This is a genomic window from Micromonospora sp. WMMA2032, from assembly GCF_002688545.1.
Lineage (GTDB): Bacteria > Actinomycetota > Actinomycetes > Mycobacteriales > Micromonosporaceae > Micromonospora > Micromonospora sediminicola.
In genome coordinates this window covers 3,388,594-3,405,784 of sequence record NZ_CP024052.1, presented here as the reverse complement: position 1 = coordinate 3,405,784, position 17,191 = coordinate 3,388,594, and the positions used below count along the sequence as shown (strand labels likewise).

The window sequence follows — 17,191 nt, the reverse complement described above, 5'->3', positions numbered from 1 at the left end:
ACCCGGCGGACGGCGGATCGCGCCCCGGCCGGACCGTGCCGGACAGCGGCCCACGCCGCGTCGGGGCAGAATCGGACGGATGCGATACGTGATCATCGGGGCGGGCGCGGTCGGCGGCACCATCGGCGTACTCCTCGCCGACTCCGGCCGGGACGTGACACTGGTGGCGCGCGGCGCGCACCTGGACGCGGTGCGGGAGCGGGGCCTGACGCTGCGGACGCCGGAGCGGACGGTGGCCGGCCGGCTGCCGGCGGTGGCCGGCCCGGACGGCGCGCCGCTGCCGGCCGACACGGTGCTGGTTCTGACGGTCAAGTCGCAGGACACCCAGGCGGCGCTGACCGCGTGGGCGGACGCCCCGGTCGAGGGCGGCGGGACGGCCGCCGAGCGGCTCCCGGTGCTTCTCGCCCAGAACGGCGTGGCGAACGAGCCGGCCGCGTTGCGCCTCTTCGCCCGGGTGCACCCGGTCTGCGTCTGGCTGCCCGCCACCCACCTGGAGCCGGGCGTGGTCGTCGCCAACGGGCACCCGCACCCGGGCATGCTGCACCTCGGCCGCTATCCGAGCGGCGCCGACGACACCAGCCGGGCGATCGCCGCCGACCTGACCGCCGCCGGCTTCGTCGCCCCGGTGCGCGACGACGTGATGCGCTGGAAGTACGGCAAGCTGCTGGTCAACCTCGGCAACGGCCTCCAGGCGTTGCTCGGCCGGGACATGCCGGAGTCGCTGTCGACGCGGGTACGCGCCGAGGGCGAGGCGGCGTTGGCCGCCGCCGGAATCCCGCACACCAGCCGGGACGAGGAGGCCACCGAACGTGGTGACCTGGTGGCCTACCGGCCGGTCGACGGGGAGGACCGCGCCGGCGGCTCCACCTGGCAGAGCCTGGCCCGGGGCGCCGGCTCGGCCGAGACCGACCACATCAACGGGGAGATCGTGCTGCTCGGGCGGCTGCACGGGGTGCCCACCCCGGTCAACGCGGCCGTGCAGGTCGCGGTCCGCCGGGCGGTCCGCGAGCGGATCCCCGCCGGTGGCTTCCCGGTGGCCGAGCTGGAGAAATTGGTCGGCTGAGCGGGCAACCGCACCCGGTGCGCCAGGCGTCTCTCCTGCGACCGTCACGGGGGAGGTAGCAGGTGCCGGACGTCGACGGGTTCGACGAGTTCTACCGGGGGAGCCGGCAACGGTTGCTCGGCTTCGTCTACGTGCTCACCGGCAACCTCGCCGAGGCGCAGGACGCCGTGCAGGAGGCGTACATCCGGGCCTGGCAGCGGTGGTCGACGGTGCGTGGGTACGACGACCCGGAGGCCTGGCTGCGGGTGGTGGCCAGCCGGATCGCGGTGAGCCGGTGGCGCAGCCTGCGCAGCCGGGCCCGGGCCTACCTGCGCCACGGGGCGGAGGACAGCGTGCCCGGCCCGAACACCGACACGCTCGAGGTGGTGGCGGCCCTGCGGCGGCTGCCGGAGGAGCAACGCGTCGCCATCGCGCTCTACTACCTGGTCGGCATGCCGGTCGCCGAGGTGGCCCGGGAGACCGAGGCCCCGGTCGGCACCGTGAAGGCGCGGTTGTCCCGGGGGCGGACCGCGCTCGCCGGGCTGCTCGCCGTGGTGGACCTGGAGGAGGAGGCGGCAGATGCCTGACGACGTCGCACTCGTGGAGTTGCTGCACCGGGATCTGCGCAACGTCACCTGGCCGGAGCCGGAGGCGATCCGGGCCACGGCCCGGCGGCGCAGCCGACGCTCCGCCGCGCTCGCCGCGGCCTCGGTGGTGGTCGTCGCGGCGCTCACCGCGACGCTCGTGGACCGGGCCGGTGCGCCGCCACCGCTTGCCGCCGGTGCCGTCGACGGGCCGGGGGAGATCGTGGCCGAGGCGATGCTGGAACCGGCCGACATCCCCGTTCCGACCGGCGAGCGGCTCAGCGAGAGCGGCATCGACGAGCCGGTCCGGGTCGACGACCTCCTCCAGGTCTGCGCCCGCGAGCAGGGGCGGCCGGCCGAGGAACCGCGCTCGCGCTACTCGCTGTCGCAGACCCTGATGGAACCGCCGACCGAGCCCGCGACCACCATCGGATCGGTCCTCACCCAGGACGTCTACCGGATGGGGCCCGAGGCGGCGGGCCGGTTCGTCACCGACCTGGAGGGCACTGTCGCGGCCTGCGGCGCGTGGCGGACGACCGGCAAGGCCTACACCGAGCGGGGGACGGTCAGCGCCGAGGTCGTGCACCGCTGGTACGTCGCGGCGAGCGGCTTCGCCGGAGACCAGGCGCTGCTGCTGCGGCACGAGGCGAGCGTGCCGCCGGACGAGACGACCGGCCGGCCGGCCGGCTATGCGCCGTTGTTCGAGGACCGGCTGGTGGTACGGGCGGGTGACCTGGTGACGGTGTTGATCCCGTCCGGCCGGCTGCGGACCGACCTGCCCCAGGGCCAGGTGCCCGAGGCCAGGGTGACCGAGGCGCAGGTGAGGCAGATGGCCCGGGTCGCGGCCGAGCGGATGTGCGTGGCCGCATACCCGGGGTGCTGACACGTCGGCGCCCCCGCCGCTCTCCCGGCGGGGGCGCCGACGGCCTCGTCACAGCGGGATGTTGCCGTGCTTCTTCGGCGGCAGCGTCTCGCGCTTGGTGCGCAGCACCCGCAGCGCCCGGACGATCTGGGTACGCGTCTCGTGCGGCGGGATCACCCCGTCCACGTAGCCGCGCTCGGCCGCGATGTACGGGTTGGCCAGCGTGTCCTCGTACTCGGCGATCTTCTCCGCCCGGACCGCGGCCGGGTCCTCGGCGTTGGCCAACTCGGAGCGGTAGAGGATGTTCACCGCGCCCTGCGCGCCCATCACCGCGATCTGCGCCGTCGGCCAGGCGAAGTTCAGGTCCGCGCCCAGGTGCTTGGAGCCCATCACGTCGTACGCTCCGCCGTACGCCTTACGGGTGATCACGGTGACCTTGGGGACGGTCGCCTCGGCGTACGCGTAGATGAGCTTCGCGCCGCGGCGGATGATGCCGTCCCACTCCTGCCCGGTGCCGGGCAGGAAGCCGGGCACGTCCACGAACGTCAGCACCGGGACGTTGAACGCGTCGCAGGTGCGGACGAACCGGGCGGCCTTCTCGGACGCGGCGATGTCCAGCGTGCCGGCGAACTGCATCGGCTGGTTGGCGACCACGCCGACCGGGCGACCCTCGACCCGGCCGAAGCCGACCACCATGTTCTGCGCGTAGAGCGGCTGCACCTCCAGGAACTCGCCGTCGTCGAGCACGTGCTCGATGACCCGGTGCATGTCGTACGGCTGGTTGGCCGAGTCCGGGATCAGCGTGTCCAGCTCCCGGTCCTCGTCGGTGATCGCCAGCTCGGCCGGTGCGTCGAACACCACCGGCTCGTCCAGGTTGTTCGACGGCAGGTAGGACAGCAGCGCCTTGACGTACTCGATCGCGTCCTCCTCGTCCGTGCCGAGGTAGTGCGCGTTGCCGCTGCGGGCGTTGTGGGTGCGGGCGCCGCCCAGCTCCTCCATGCCGACGTCCTCGCCGGTGACCGTCTTGATCACGTCGGGGCCGGTGATGAACATGTGCGAGGTCTGGTCGACCATCACGGTGAAGTCGGTGACCGCCGGGGAGTAGACCGCCCCACCCGCGCACGGACCCATGATGAGTGAGATCTGCGGGATGACGCCGCTGGCCCGCACGTTGCGGAAGAAGATCTCGCCGTAGAGGCCGAGCGAGGCGACGCCCTCCTGGATCCGCGCGCCGCCGGAGTCGTTGATCCCGACCACCGGGCAGCCGATCTTCATGGCCAGGTCCATCAGCTTGACGATCTTCTCGCCGAAGACCTCGCCCAGCGAGCCGCCGAAGACGGTGAAGTCCTGCGCGAAGACGCAGATCTGCCGGCCGTCCACGGTGCCGTAGCCGGTCACCACCCCGTCCCCGTACGGGCGGGTCTTCTCCAGCCCGAAGTTGGTGGAGCGGTGGCGGGCGAACTCGTCCAGCTCGACGAAGGAGCCCTCGTCGAGGAGCATCTCGATCCGCTCCCGGGCGGTCTTCTTGCCCCGCGCGTGCTGCTTCTCGACCGCGCGTGCCGACCCGGCGTGCACCGCCTCGTCGAGCCGTCGCTCCAGGTCCGCCAGCTTGCCGGCGGTCGTGTGGATGTTGATCCCGGTCTCGGTAGTCACCCGTGGAATATAACGATGGTTCAGGTGCGTGAGGTTGTGCAGTGCGCCTCACCCCGGGCCGTAGGCTGGCGGGATGCCCGGCTCGCCGTACACGGATCTGGACCGACCGCCGCTGTCGGCGGCCCGGCTGCGCCGCGCGCTGGTCGCGCCGCACGGGCCGTGGCGCCGGCTGGAGTTGCTGGCGGAGACCGGCTCGACCAACGCCGACGTGGTGACGGCGGCGCGGGCCGGCGAGCCGGAGGGCCTGGTGGTGGTCGCCGAGCGGCAGACCGCCGGCCGGGGCCGGCGCGGCCGGGTCTGGCAGTCGCCGCCGCGTGCCGGCATCGCGGCCAGCGTCCTGCTCCGGCCGGGCGAGGCGGTCCCCGAGCGCGGCTGGGCGCCCGTGCCGGCCACCGGGTACGGCTGGCTGCCGTTGCTGGCCGGCGTCGCGCTGGTCGAGGCGGTACGCCGGCTGGCCGAGGTGGACGCCCGGCTGAAGTGGCCGAACGACCTGCTGGTCGACGGCGCGAAGTGCGCCGGCGTGCTGGCCGAGGCGGTGCCCGGCGACGGCGCCCAACCGCCGGCGATCGTGGTCGGGGTCGGCCTGAACGTGACGCTGCGCGCCGACGAGCTGCCGGAGAACCCGACCGGCCTGCCCGCGACCTCGCTGCGGCTCGCCGGCGCCACCGCCACCGACCGGGACCCGCTGGTGCGGGCGCTGCTGCGCGCGCTCGCCGACTGGTACGAGCGCTGGCGCGACGCCGGCGGCGACGCGGTGGCCAGCGGGCTGCGCGAGGCGTACCTGGGCGGGTGCGCCACGGTGGGCCGCCAGGTGCGGGTGTTGCTGCCGGACGGCCGCGAGGTGCACGGCACGGCGACCGGCGTGGACCCGGACGGGCAGCTCCTGGTGGACGCGGCCGGTGAGACGCTCCGTCTCGCCGCCGGCGACGTGCTCCACCTGAGGTGAAAGGAAGGGCCCCCTATTAACGCCTCCGGTAGAGGAAGGGCCCCCTCTTAACACCCACGGGGCAGCCGCCCGCGCGGCCGATGCCGCCGGGGTGCGCCGACCGGTTACGGTCAGCGCGTCCGGTTCTGCGAGGAGGTTCCCGTGGCGTTCCCCGAAGACGTGCTCACCGAGGACGAGCACGTCGTGCTGCACCTGCACCCGCACTGGAAGGCCCTGATCCGGCCGATCCTGGTGCTGGTGCTCACCGTCGCGGCGGTGGTCGCGGGCTGGGTCCTGCTGCCCGACGGCGACGGCGGCACCATCGCGCTCTACGCCATCGCCGGGCTCGGCCTGGTGCTGGCGTTGTGGTGGGGGCTCTGGCCGTTCCTGGTCTGGCGCACCACGCACTACCTCTTCACCAACGAGCGGGTGCTGCTCCAGGAGGGGGTGTTCTCGCGCAACCGGCGGGACCTGCCGCTGACCCGGATCAACGACCACGCCATGCACCAGAAGTTCGTCGAGCGGATGCTCGGCTGCGGCACGCTCACCATCGAGTCGGCCGGCGAGCGGGGCCAGTCGGTGCTCGCCGACGTACCGCACGTGGACCGGGTGCAGACGAAGCTCTACGAGCTGGTCGAGGCCCAGCACGACAAGCACAGCCTGGGTGACGGCGAGATGCGCGAGATCCTGGCCGACATGGCCGAGGGCAAACCGCTGCGCGACCCGTCCTGACGTACGCCGCCGCCCCCGTCCGGGTGGGCGGGGGCGGCGAGGTCGGTCGGTCAGCGGCGGGCGCGCCGCGGTTGGAGCTCGGCGGCGAGTTCCGCGTCCAGGTCCGCGCCGAGGGCGCCGCCCAGGCCTGCGTCGGCGGGTGCGGTACGCCCCTGGGGCGGGGAGTAGTCGGCCACCGCCCGCCCTCCGGCGCCCAGTGGCGGTTCCTCCTCCTCCAGCTCGCTGACGGACTCGGCCAGCTCGGCCACCGGGTCCATCTCGGCGACGTTGTCCCACTCGTCACGTGGCACCGAGTGCCAGGTCTCCTCGGCGTGCTTCGGCACCGGCTGGAAGACGAACGTGCGGTAGGACCAGAAACGGAAGAGCGTGGCCAGCAGGACACCGATCGTCTTCGCCACGTTGAGCGCCAGCAGGCCGTGGACGCCGAGGCCGTACTTGGCCAGGGCCAGCACACCGAGTTCGATGAGCAGGCCGGCGCCGTTGAACAGGAAGAACAGGGCGTATTCGCGCCGTAGCGCCGATTTCGGTCGATCGCGGTACGTCCAGTGACGATTCATCAGATACGACGTGATGGTCGCGACGATCGTCGCGATCACGGTCGCCTTCAGCTGGCCGTCGCGAAAAACCGTGAGTGCCAACGCATTGAACACCGCGTAATTGATGACGGTGTTGATGCCGCCGACGATGCCGAATTTGAGCGCCTCGTGGATGAACTTCTGCCAGCGCTCGGGCAGCAGACGGACTCCAGGCATGCGGAACACCTTAGGGCAGTGGGCAGGGCCGGCTGGGCCCGGCGGGTCGGGATGGGCGGTGGGTCACGCCCCGGACTCTCGGTCGTGGCTCGTTGCCGGAACGGGGGGAGTTCCCGCCTCGACGAAGACGAACCGTCGGTAGGACCAGAACCGGAACAGTGTGCCCAGGCCGGTGCCGACGATGAAGCTGGCGATGTTGTCGGCCAGTGGGGTCTGGAACACCCCGGGCCAGATCGCCCCCAGGCCGTAGCGGCTGATCGCCAGGCAGGCCACCGCGATGCCGAGGCCCACGCCGTTGAAGAAGAAGAACAGCGCGTACTCGCGGGCGGGGTTGGACCGTTGGCGGTGTCGCCAGGTCCAGAACCGGTTGCCGAGGAAGGCGATGGTCGCGGCGATGACGGTGGAGATCGTCTTGGCCGCCAGGGGCGGCATGCCCCGACCGCTCGACAGATAGTTGAAGAGGGCGAAGTCCACCAGGAAGGCGAAGCCGCCGACGGTGGCGAACTTGCTCAACTCGTGGATCAGGTGGCCGAAACGGTGGAGGAGGGCCTCGATCGGACCCCGACGGGTCTGCGGGGCACCCGGTTGGTCCCCGGTCATCGTCGCGGCCACCCGCCGAGAGTACCGGTTGCACGGTAGGGGGACCGACCGCAACGGCGAGTCGGCCGGGGCAACTTGGACGCCGGCGTTCCGCCCGGTCCTCCCCGCCGGCGAGCCGCCGCCCTTTTCGGTGGTCCGTGAGCAGAGCGTAACCGGCTGTACGAATGTGTGGAGCGCATCACGGAATCGCCTTTCGTGACATCCCCGTGTGCATCCGCGGATCGGACGTCGCGACCGGACGGGTGACGGACCGGGCCGGCGAAGGTTCACCGCAGGATTTGCGTGAAACTGCGCGCGAAAGCGGGTATCAGATCGCGATGCCGCAGCGTGGCCGTACCTTGTGCAGTTCTTCACAACCAGTCCCACTGACTGGCGAGGCAGCCCGGTTTACGCTGAGCCCAATCCCAGGTTTCCACGACGGCGGCGCACTCGCCCGCCAGAGCTCGTGCATCCCATAGATCGGTCAGCGTCGACCACAAGGAGATGTGACATGGTTGCTCCGGCTACTGTTCGGGGTATCGATCAGGCCCCGACGTCCCACCCCAAACTGCTCTCCTGGGTACGTGAGGTCGCGGAACTGACCACCCCCGACCGCGTGGTCTGGGTGGACGGGTCCGACGAGGAGTGGCGTCGCCTCACCGACGAACTCGTCGACAACGGCACCCTGGTCCGGCTGAATCCCGAGAAGAAGCCGAACTCGTTCTACGCGCGGACGGACCCGACGGACGTCGCCCGGGTCGAGGAGCGCACCTTCATCTGCTCCGTCGACGAGGCGGACGCCGGCCCCACCAACAACTGGATGGCGCCGGCCGAGATGAAGCGGACGATGACGGACCTCTACCGCGGCAGCATGCGCGGTCGCACCATGTACGTCATCCCGTTCTGCATGGGGCCGGTCGAGGCCGAGAACCCCATGTTCGGCGTCGAGATCACCGACAGCCCGTACGTGGTCGCCTCGATGCGGATCATGACCCGGATGGGGTCGTCGGTCCTGGAGGCGATGGGCGACGACGCCGACTTCGTGCACGCGCTGCACTCGATCGGCGCGCCGCTGGCGCCCGGCCAGCAGGACGTGGCCTGGCCGTGCAACGAGACCAAGTACATCTCGCACTTCCCGGAGACCCGGGAGATCTGGTCCTACGGCTCCGGCTACGGCGGCAACTCGCTGCTCGGCAAGAAGTGCTACTCGCTGCGGATCGCCAGCGTGATGGGGCGCGACGAAGGCTGGCTCGCCGAGCACATGCTCATCCTCAAGATCACCTCGCCCGAGGGCAAGGTCTACCACATCGCCGGCGCGTTCCCGTCGGCCTGCGGCAAGACCAACCTCGCCATGCTGGAGCCGACCATCCCGGGTTGGAAGGTCGAGACCATCGGCGACGACATCGCCTGGATGCGCTTCGGCCCGGACGGCCGCCTCTACGCGGTCAACCCGGAGTACGGCCTGTTCGGCGTCGCGCCCGGCACCGACTGGAAGACCAACGCCAACGCCATGCGTACGCTGGACCGCGGCAACTCCATCTTCACCAACGTCGCGCTCACCGACGACGGCGACATCTGGTGGGAGGGCATGGGTGAGCCGCCGGCCCACCTGATCGACTGGAAGGGCAACGACTGGACGCCGGAGAGCGACAACCTCTCCTCGCACGCGAACAGCCGGTTCTGCACCCCGATCACCCAGTGCCCGATCCTGGCCGAGGACTACTACGACCCGAACGGCGTGCCGATCGACGCGATCCTGTTCGGCGGCCGGCGGCGGGACACCGTCCCGCTGGTGACCGAGGCACGCGACTGGGTGCACGGCGTCTACATGGGCGCGACGCTCTCCTCGGAGACCACCGCTGCCGCGTCCGGCGCGGTCGGCGTGGTGCGGCGCGACCCGATGGCCATGCTGCCGTTCATCGGCTACCACGCCGGTGACTACTTCCGGCACTGGATCGAGATGGGCAAGGGCGCCGACGGCGACGAGGCCAAGCTGCCCAAGATCTACTACGTCAACTGGTTCCGCAAGGACGCCGAGGGCAGCTTCCTCTGGCCGGGCTTCGGCGAGAACTCCCGGGTGCTCAAGTGGGTCATCGAGCGCCTGGAGGGCACGGCCGACGCGGTGGAGACCCCGATCGGCATGGTCCCGGCGCAGGACGCGCTGGACGTCGAGGGCCTCGACATGACGCCCGAGGACGTCCGGATCGCCCTGAAGGTGGACCCGGAGGAGTGGCGCAAGGAGCTGCCGCTGGTCACCGAGTGGTTCGAGAAGTTCGGGGACAAGCTCCCCGGCGTGCTCTGGGCCGAGTTGGACGCGCTGCGCGCCCGGCTGGACGCGGAGCCGCAGAAGTAAGAGGTGTGCCGGTTGCCCGCACCGGGCAACATCGGATGCCATGAGGACGGCCGTCGAACCTGTCGAGGTCCGGCGGCCGTCCGCCGTCCGGGCGCTGACCACGCTGCTCGCCGTGACCTCGGCGGCCACCGTCGCGGTCGAGCTGCTCAACTACTGGTACGCCCCGGAGCAGGAGTTCGGCCTCGCGGTCCGCACGGGCTGGGCGATGCTCCGGTCGCTGGGCTTCGTGCTGCTGATCGGGCAGGTGAACAAGGGCCGGGTGGGCGCCCGGCCGTTCGGACTGATCCTCGCGGTGACCACGATCTTCGCGGTGGGCCGGTTGGTCGTACCCCGGGCCGGGGTGCCCGCGCTGCCCGGCCTGGTCGGGTTCGCCGCGCTCAGCGCGCTCTGTGTCGCCGTGGTGGTGCTGCTCTACCGCTCCGACGCGGTCCGCGCCCACCTGGTCCGGCACCGCAAGGGCCTGGTCGTCGAGGGCGGCACCATCTCCTGGCGGGAGGTGGTGCCGAAGCGCCCGCAGGCGAACGGCTGGCTGCTCACCGCCCGGGTCGCCGCGTTCACCTACAGCCCGCTGATGCTGGTGCCGGCGCTGGTGGCGACCGGGTCCGTGCTGGACGGGCGGATCGCCGCCGTGCCCGCCCTGTTTCTCTGGTTCGGCGCCGGCATCGCGGTCAGCTACGCGGTGCTCTTCTGCACCGCGTTCCTGCTGCGCGGCCGCGGCTGGGCGCGCCGGGCGCTGGTCGTCGTCACGCTCGGCGTGCTCGCGCTCGACCTGCCGCTCTGCTGGTGGCTGCTCGGCGTCGACGGCCTGATCCGCGACGGCGCCCCCCTGCTGACCGCCGCCGCCCTCACCCTCTACTCCCTCCACCGCACCACCCCCTGACCCACGCACCCCACCGCGCCCGCGTCCCCGCCCGGGCCGGCGCGGTGATCAAGGAGTTCGGGTCGGAGCGCGGGCTCGGAGCTGACGCGAACTCCTTGGTCAACTCCGACCGCGGCGGGCGCGGTGCGGGGGCGGGGGAGCTGTGGCGGGGGAGGATGTGGGGGTGGTGGGCGCGGTGTGGGACGTCGTGGTGGTGGGGGCGGGGCCGGCCGGGGCGGCGGCGGCGCTCGCGGCACGGCGGGCGGGCGCGGCCCGGGTCCTGCTGCTCGACCGGTACGACTTCCCACGCGACAAGGCGTGCGGGGACGGCATCGCCGCGCACGCGTTGGACGTGCTCGCCGAGCTGGGCGTGACCGGCGCCGTCGACGGATACCCGCCGCTGCCCGCGCTGCGCCTGGTCGGGCCCGGTGGCGGCACGGTGGCCCGGGCGCTGCCCCGGCCCGCGTACACGGTGCCCCGGAAGGTGTTCGACGCGCGCCTGGTCCGGGCGGCGGTCGAGGCCGGGGTGGAGCTGCGGCGGCACACCGTCCGCGCGGTGGAGGTGGGCGCCGACCGGGTGGTGCTCGACGGGGACCTGGCCGGTCGGGCGGTGGTCGGGGCGGACGGCGCCGGGTCGGTGCTGCGCCGGGCGCTCGGGCACCCGGTGAACCCGGACCGGCACCTCGCGCTCGCCATCCGGGGCTACGCGCCCGCGCCGCCCGGCCCGCCCGAGCAGCTCATCGTCACGTCGGCGGAGCGCTGGCCCGCGTACGCCTGGGCCTTTCCGATCGGGGACGGGCGCGCGAACGTCGGGTACGGGGAGGTGTTGCGCGGTGAGCCGCTGACCCGCGCGCACCTGGTGGACCGGATGGCCGCGCTGCTGCCCGGCACCGACCCCGCCACGGTGACCGACCTGCGCGCGCACCACCTGCCGCTCTCCACCCACCGGCCGGCGCCCGGGCGGGGCCGGGTGCTGCTGGCCGGCGACGCGCTGTCGTTGATCAACCCGTTCACCGGCGAGGGGATCTTCTACGCGCTGCGCTCCGGCGCCCTGGCCGGGGCGGCGGCGGCCGGCGCGCCCGCCGACGCGGCCCGTCGGTACGCCGCCGCGCTGCGCGCCCGGCTCGGCGTGCACCTGCGGCACAGTTCGGCGGCGGCCTGGCTGGCCCGGCGTCGGTGGGTGGTCGACGCGGTGATCGGGGCCGCCGGTCGGGACGAGCGGGTCTACCGGACGGTGGTGGAGTTGGGGCTCGGCGACGGGCGCCTGGACGCCCGCACGCTCGCCGCCGTCGCGGCCGGGGTGCCGCGCCCGCGTGGGGCCGGGAACGGCCGGCCGTCCCGCGATGCGCCACCGCGGCACTGATCTTTCCGCGGGGTCGCTACCCTGCAAGGTGATGACTCTGCGGAAACTTCTCTACTCCGTGTACGAGCGCCGGCTCACGGCGAAGCTCGCGGGCAGGCCCGTGCCCGCACACGTCGGCGTGATGTGCGACGGCAACCGCAGATGGGCCCGGGAGATGGGCTTCGTCGACCCGAACGACGGCCACCGGATGGGCGCCGAGCGGATCAAGGAGCTGCTCCGCTGGTGCGACGTCGCCGGCGTCGGGCACGTCACGCTCTGGCTGCTCTCCACCGACAACCTCTCCCGGCCGGCCGCCGAGCTGGACCCGCTGCTCCAGATCATCGAGGACCTCACCACCGAGTTGGCCGAGGAGGGCAACCCCTGGCGGCTGCGCATGGTGGGCGCGCTCGACGTGCTGCCCGCGCCGCACGCGGCGGCGCTGAAGGCGGCCGAGGAACGCACCCGGGACCGCGACGGCGGGGCCCAGGTCAACATCGCCGTCGGGTACGGCGGGCGGCGCGAGATCGCCGACGCGGTGCGGTCGCTGCTGCTGGAGCACGCGGCGAACGGCGGCACGATCGAGGAGCTGGCCTCGTCGATCGACGTCGACCACATCTCCGAGCACCTCTACACCAAGGGGCTGCCGGACCCGGATCTGATCATCCGGACCAGCGGGGAGCAGCGACTGTCCGGCTTCATGCTCTGGCAGAGCGCGCACTCGGAGTTCTATTTCTGCGAGCTGAACTGGCCGGACTTCCGCAAGGTCGACTTCCTCCGCGCCCTGCGCTCCTACGCCACCCGCCAGCGCCGCTACGGCGTCTGACCCGCCCTTCTCCCGACGAGGAGGGGCGGTCGAGTCAGGTGAGGTGGGGGAGGGCGGCCTCGAGGAACTCGCCGAGGGCGGCGGGGGAGTCCAGGGTGAGGTCGGCGGCGTCGGCCACCTCGTGACCCGTCTCCGGGTTGGCGACGGCCACGCACACGCCGAGGAAGTCCGGGTCGGTGGCGGCGCGGGCGCGCAGCGCGGCGAACGCCTTGATGTCGGAGACGTCGTCGCCGAAGTACCAGGCGCCACCGGCGTCCCGCACGGCCTCGCCGATGACCATGCCCTTGTCCCGGTCGACCGGGGGCTTCAGCTCCAGCACCATACGACCGGCCTGGCAGCGCAGGCCGAGCCGCTCGGCCTGGCTCCGGCCCCACTCCTGCACCAGGTCGCCGAGCTGCGGGGCGGTGCGCCAGTGCAGCGCGACGGAGAGCCGCTTGAACTCCACCAGGGCGCCCGGCGGCAGCTCGGCCCGGGCCTGCTCGGCCAGCTCGGCCATGGTCGGCACCCAGGGCAGCGCGGCCGGCTCGGTGACCGTCTCGCCGCCGGAGTGGCTGTGCTCCAGGCCGTAGAGCCCGTAGAGGTCCACGCCGTCGAGGCCACCCAGGTGGTCGCGGAGGAACTCGACCGGTCGCGCGGAGACGATGGCGATCCGGCGTACGCGGGGGGCCAGCGCCTCCAGCGCGGTGAGCACCTTCGGCGCGGGGCGGACCGCGGTGGGATCGTCGTCGACCGGCGCCAACGTGCCGTCGAAGTCGAAGAAGAGCACCACGTCGCGCACGCGGGCGGCGGTCGCACGCCAGGCGTGCTCCGCGTTCAACGGGGTCTTCGGCTGCTGGTTGCCCAGATTCAACGGCGGCACGCGCGACAGCGTACCCCGCGCCGGGCGGCGTATTCGTGGCCGAGATGTGACGTCGGGACGACGTGGGAGGTCAGCGTTCGGCGGCTCCCCGTCCCCGGCGCCCGAACGGCACCACGGCCGCGTCCTGTCCGTGGCTGAGCAGGTAGCCCTCCACGAAACCGGTGTTCCGGTCGCCGGTGTGCGCCTCGATCTCGTTGAGCCGCGCCACCAGGAACTCGGTGAGCGCGCTGACCCGGTCGTTGAGCCGATCGTGCAGCTCGGCCACGACGGCGAGGACCACCGCGGTGCCGGCCGTGGTGAGCGCGAGAAGATTGGCGACCAGGGGAAGCTGCCCGCCGTTCAGCACGCCGACCACCACGTTGCCGGTCACGCACGATGTCACCGACACCACCGCGACCACGACTGCCAACCATTTCAGGGTCATGGACAGACCCCTCCTTCTGTCCCGCAGGGCTGGGTTCGGCTGTGTCCCGTCCCCCCGCCGACGACGAGCCCCTAGCAGTACAAACGTGGACGCTAGCCGGTCCGATCCGTCCCCGCGGCGAAACAATCGGGTCTGACCTTCCGTTCTTTCGCCATTTGAGGAACTACCCGGCCTGTTTACCCCTATTTCGGACAACGGCCGGGAGAGTCGGGCGATATGCGAGGTAACGAATGGTTTCTCGAATGTGGAACTTCTCCGCGTCAGAGACGTTCGGGTCGACCAGCCGGCGCAGCAGTGCCTCGACGTCCGGGTCCATCGGGGGTGGGGTCGGGTCGGCGCGGGGGCCGGCGGCCCGGTCCCAGCCGAGTGCGACGAACGCGGCCGCCGGGTCGAGCCCGAGGCCCTCGCAGAAGGCGACCACGCGCTCCGCCTCGGGGTCGCTGGCCCAGTCGCCGCGCACCCAGCGGTTGATGGTCTGGCGGGAGACGCCGGTGCGCCGGGAGACCTCGGTGCCGCTCCAGGCCCGCATCGCGCGGGCGTCGTCCAGCGCGCGGCGGACGAAGGTGGCGAAGGCGATCTTCCGTGCGTTGGCCGTCTCGGTCACCCCGTGACGGTACGGCCAGTCGGCCGCGTCGGGCCGGCTCGGCACGCTGCTGTCACGCCGACGGGACGCTGTCGCGGGTTTTCCGGTAAACGATCCAGAGCTGCTCCTGAGGGGTGTCACCCGGGCAGAATAGATGGACACGAGTACGGCGGCAAACGGACGAAAAGCTGATACTGTCACGCTCATGAGACAACTTACGGTGTGTCACGTGCTTGAGACGACGAGTGCTCACATGCGTCACTCCGCGGGTGCCGAGGGGGTCTCGTGACCGAGCTCGCGACCCGCGCCCAGGCGTTCGGCCTGATCGCGGACGGGGTCTCCGCCGGGCTGAGCGCGCCGTGGCGCGTCTACCTCGCCCGGGGCTGTCGCTACCTCTCGCTCAGCGTCGGTGACCGGGAGGAGTGGGACGCCTGGCGTACCCACCTCGGCTGCCCCGAGCTGAGCGTGCGCGTCTACGACTCCGGCGGCGAGATCCGCCGGGCGTCCGTCGCCGAGGTCATCCTCGACGGCTGCCGGATCAGCGTCGAACTGGTCGAGGAGGTCAGCACCGCCGACCTGGAGCGGCTGCTGGTGGTCGACCCGCTGCCCGGGGCGGACGAGCGATGAGCCGGGGCGCCACGCCGTCCCGGGCGGCGGAGGTGACCCGGTGAGCCCCTTTCTCGCCGTGGTCCTCGTTCTGGTGCTCGGCTCCACCTGCTACGCCGCCGGCCGGTTGCACGGTCAGCTCAGCTACCGGATCGGCTACCGGTTCGGCTACCGCCAGGGCTACTTCGACGGCGACCGGGGCGCCTGGAACCGCCGGCGCCGGGACGCGCAGGCCGCCATCGCCTCGGCGCTCGCCGGCCCGGCGCCGACCGTGGTGACGTCGGTCGGACGGGCGGCCACCCCGTTCGCGGGCACCGCCGTCCCCACCGCGGTCACCGGGCGCACCGGCTCCGCCCCGGCCGTACGCGTCAGCGCGACCGCCCAGCTCGGCGGCGTGGCGGCCCGGCCCGGCACCACGTACACCGGGTCCTCGTTCGGCGCCGCCGGTGCCGGGCCGAGGGCCGGAACCCTGGTGCGACGGCAGGGCTGAGGCGACGGAGCTCCGGCCGGGGTGCGCGCAGGGGGCATGCATCCCGGCCGGTTCCGGGCACGTTCATTTTCCCGACGGGCGTGATCCACGTCCACCTCTAGCCGCGCGGCCCCGGTGCGATTAGCGTCTAGGCATGGCACGGGGTTTTCCCGGGCCAGCCGGACAGCCCGGACCTGCGACGACTCGCGCACGGGGCCCGCATCCGACCCCGTGCCCGCCGGGCGCCGGAAGAGGCGGAACTCGGGTGGCCGGGTGCCCATCCGCGGAGCAGGCCTGTGACCACTCGCCGTACCCCCGCCGGTGCCGACCAGACCCCGGCCGCGACCGCCCCGACCCGCCGGACCACCCGCGGCCGCCGCAGCGCCGCCGCGGCGGTCCCCGCCGCCGAGGAGCCCCGACCAGCCGGCCCGGCCTTCGTCCTGGACACCTCGGTCCTTCTCTCCGACCCCGCGGCGTTCCACCGCTTCGCCGAGCACGAGGTGGTGCTGCCGCTGGTGGTCATCTCCGAGCTGGAGGGCAAGCGGCACCACCCCGAGCTGGGCTGGTTCGCCCGCCAGTCGCTGCGCATGCTGGACGAGCTGCGCGTGCGACACGGCCGGCTGGACCGGCCGGTGCCCGCCAACGACCAGGGCGGCACGCTCCGGGTGGAGCTCAACCACACCGACGACGGGGTGCTGCCGCCCGGGTTCCGTAACGAGTCGAACGACGCGCGGATCCTCTCGGTGGCGCTCAACCTCGCCGCCGAGGGGCGCGAGGTGACCCTGGTCAGCAAGGACATGCCGCTGCGGGTCAAGGCGGCCTCGGTCGGCCTGCACGCCGACGAGTACCGGCACGGCCAGGCCAGCGACCCCACCTGGACCGGGATGGCCGAGCTGGAGCTCTCCGAGGAGGAGATCGGTCGGCTGTACGCGGGCGAGGCGCTCGACGTCGACGCCGCCGCCGGCCTGCCCTGCCACACCGGCCTGGTGCTGCAGTCCGGGCGGGGCTCGGCGCTCGGCCGGGTGTTGCCGGACAAGACCGTGCGGCTGGTCCGCGGCGACCGCGAGGCGTTCGGCGTGCACGGGCGCTCGGCGGAGCAGCGGGTGGCGCTCGACCTGCTGCTGGACGAGTCGATCGGGATCGTGTCGCTGGGTGGGCGGGCCGGCACCGGCAAGTCCGCGCTGGCGCTCTGTGCGGGCCTGGAGGCGGTGATGGAGCGTCGCCGGCACAAGAAGGTGATCGTGTTCCGCCCGCTGTACGCGGTCGGTGGCCAGGAACTCGGCTACCTGCCCGGCTCGGAGTCGGAGAAGATGTCGCCCTGGGCCCAGGCCGTCTTCGACACGCTGGGCGCGGTGGTGCACGAGCACGTGCTGGAGGAGGTCACCTCGCGCGGGCTGTTGGAGGTGCTGCCGTTGACCCACATCCGCGGCCGGAGCCTGCATGACGCCTTCGTCATCGTGGACGAGGCGCAGTCCCTGGAACGGGGCGTGCTGCTCACCGTGCTGTCCCGGATCGGCCAGGGTTCCCGGGTGGTGCTCACCCACGACGTGGCGCAACGGGACAACCTCCGGGTCGGTCGGCACGACGGGGTGACCGCGGTGATCGAGGCGCTGAAGGGGCATCCCCTCTTCGCGCACGTCACCCTCAGCCGATCGGAGCGTTCTCCGATCGCCGCGATGGTCACCGATCTGCTGGAGGACATCCCGGGCTGACCCCCTGGTACGCCCGCTTTTGCCCACATTCT

Annotated in this window: 18 protein-coding genes; 12 read left to right on the top strand and 6 right to left on the bottom strand. The window is 72.6% G+C overall.

The window, feature by feature from the left end; translation table 11 throughout:
• Positions 1-79: 79 nt before the first annotated feature.
• The 3 genes from CO540_RS15360 to CO540_RS15350 all read left to right on the top strand — a co-directional run bounded on the left by CO540_RS15360 (position 80) and on the right by CO540_RS15350 (position 2,509).
• Positions 80-1,063, top strand: coding sequence for a ketopantoate reductase family protein (locus CO540_RS15360; protein WP_099162576.1), 984 nt, complete (start codon positions 80-82; stop codon positions 1,061-1,063).
• A gap of 62 nt (positions 1,064-1,125) precedes the next feature.
• Complete coding sequence (locus tag CO540_RS15355; protein ID WP_099162575.1) at positions 1,126-1,629, top strand: SigE family RNA polymerase sigma factor; 504 nt, start codon at positions 1,126-1,128, stop codon at positions 1,627-1,629.
• Positions 1,622-2,509: a hypothetical protein gene (locus CO540_RS15350; RefSeq protein ID WP_099162574.1), complete on the top strand. Its 888-nt coding sequence runs from the start codon at positions 1,622-1,624 to the stop codon at positions 2,507-2,509. The genes CO540_RS15355 and CO540_RS15350 overlap by 8 nt, the downstream gene beginning before the upstream one ends.
• Before the next feature lie 48 nt (positions 2,510-2,557).
• Here CO540_RS15350 and CO540_RS15345 read toward each other — a convergent pair whose 3' ends face one another.
• Positions 2,558-4,141 (bottom strand): acyl-CoA carboxylase subunit beta, encoded by a 1,584-nt coding sequence (locus CO540_RS15345; RefSeq protein WP_091582135.1) that lies wholly within the window; start codon positions 4,139-4,141, stop codon positions 2,558-2,560.
• Positions 4,142-4,214: 73 nt separating this feature from the next.
• On the opposite strand from CO540_RS15345, the gene CO540_RS15340 reads away from it, so the two are divergent.
• Together CO540_RS15340 and CO540_RS15335 are read left to right on the top strand one after the other, a co-directional pair.
• Positions 4,215-5,087 carry a biotin--[acetyl-CoA-carboxylase] ligase gene (locus CO540_RS15340; protein ID WP_099162573.1) on the top strand — a complete coding sequence of 291 codons (873 nt, stop codon included), beginning with the start codon at positions 4,215-4,217 and terminating at the stop codon, positions 5,085-5,087.
• Positions 5,088-5,228: 141 nt separating this feature from the next.
• Positions 5,229-5,798 (top strand): PH domain-containing protein, encoded by a 570-nt coding sequence (locus CO540_RS15335; RefSeq protein ID WP_091582131.1) that lies wholly within the window; start codon positions 5,229-5,231, stop codon positions 5,796-5,798.
• A 50-nt stretch (positions 5,799-5,848) separates the two neighbouring features.
• On the opposite strand, the gene CO540_RS15330 is transcribed toward CO540_RS15335, so the two are convergent.
• Both CO540_RS15330 and CO540_RS15325 read right to left on the bottom strand, forming a co-directional pair.
• A complete protein-coding gene (locus CO540_RS15330; protein WP_091582129.1) occupies positions 5,849-6,550 on the bottom strand; it encodes a GtrA family protein in 702 nt (233 codons plus the stop codon).
• Positions 6,551-6,613: 63 nt separating this feature from the next.
• Positions 6,614-7,504 carry a GtrA family protein gene (locus CO540_RS15325; RefSeq protein ID WP_253865958.1) on the bottom strand — a complete coding sequence of 297 codons (891 nt, stop codon included), beginning with the start codon at positions 7,502-7,504 and terminating at the stop codon, positions 6,614-6,616.
• 136 nt (positions 7,505-7,640) lie between these two features.
• Between CO540_RS15325 and CO540_RS15315 the strand changes: the two genes are divergently transcribed.
• From CO540_RS15315 to CO540_RS15300, 4 genes are all read left to right on the top strand, one after another.
• Positions 7,641-9,482: a phosphoenolpyruvate carboxykinase (GTP) gene (locus CO540_RS15315; RefSeq protein ID WP_098743697.1), complete on the top strand. Its 1,842-nt coding sequence runs from the start codon at positions 7,641-7,643 to the stop codon at positions 9,480-9,482.
• Positions 9,483-9,522: 40 nt separating this feature from the next.
• Positions 9,523-10,362, top strand: a complete 840-nt coding sequence (locus CO540_RS15310; RefSeq protein ID WP_099162572.1) for a hypothetical protein — start codon at positions 9,523-9,525, stop codon at positions 10,360-10,362.
• A gap of 175 nt (positions 10,363-10,537) precedes the next feature.
• The gene (locus tag CO540_RS15305) at positions 10,538-11,704 is read left to right on the top strand and encodes a geranylgeranyl reductase family protein (protein WP_099164778.1); all 1,167 of its coding nucleotides are present in this window, start codon (positions 10,538-10,540) and stop codon (positions 11,702-11,704) included.
• A gap of 31 nt (positions 11,705-11,735) precedes the next feature.
• Positions 11,736-12,506, top strand: a complete 771-nt coding sequence (locus tag CO540_RS15300) for an isoprenyl transferase (RefSeq protein ID WP_099162571.1) — start codon at positions 11,736-11,738, stop codon at positions 12,504-12,506.
• Positions 12,507-12,540: 34 nt separating this feature from the next.
• Here CO540_RS15300 and otsB read toward each other — a convergent pair whose 3' ends face one another.
• The 3 genes from otsB to CO540_RS15285 form a co-directional block, all read right to left on the bottom strand.
• Positions 12,541-13,365, bottom strand: coding sequence for a trehalose-phosphatase (otsB, locus tag CO540_RS15295; protein WP_099162570.1), 825 nt, complete (start codon positions 13,363-13,365; stop codon positions 12,541-12,543).
• Positions 13,366-13,435: 70 nt separating this feature from the next.
• Complete coding sequence (locus tag CO540_RS15290) at positions 13,436-13,789, bottom strand: hypothetical protein (RefSeq protein ID WP_099162569.1); 354 nt, start codon at positions 13,787-13,789, stop codon at positions 13,436-13,438.
• Positions 13,790-13,952: 163 nt separating this feature from the next.
• Positions 13,953-14,393, bottom strand: coding sequence for a helix-turn-helix transcriptional regulator (locus CO540_RS15285; protein ID WP_091584191.1), 441 nt, complete (start codon positions 14,391-14,393; stop codon positions 13,953-13,955).
• A 264-nt stretch (positions 14,394-14,657) separates the two neighbouring features.
• Between CO540_RS15285 and CO540_RS15280 the strand changes: the two genes are divergently transcribed.
• The 3 genes from CO540_RS15280 (at position 14,658) to CO540_RS15270 (ending at position 17,159) form a co-directional block, all read left to right on the top strand.
• The gene (locus tag CO540_RS15280; RefSeq protein ID WP_091582110.1) at positions 14,658-14,999 is read left to right on the top strand and encodes a hypothetical protein; all 342 of its coding nucleotides are present in this window, start codon (positions 14,658-14,660) and stop codon (positions 14,997-14,999) included.
• Positions 15,000-15,039: 40 nt separating this feature from the next.
• Positions 15,040-15,468, top strand: a complete 429-nt coding sequence (locus tag CO540_RS15275) for a hypothetical protein (RefSeq protein ID WP_099162568.1) — start codon at positions 15,040-15,042, stop codon at positions 15,466-15,468.
• A gap of 275 nt (positions 15,469-15,743) precedes the next feature.
• On the top strand, positions 15,744-17,159 hold the full coding sequence (locus tag CO540_RS15270; RefSeq protein WP_091582101.1) for a PhoH family protein: 1,416 nt from the start codon (positions 15,744-15,746) through the stop codon (positions 17,157-17,159).
• Positions 17,160-17,191: the final 32 nt, after the last annotated feature.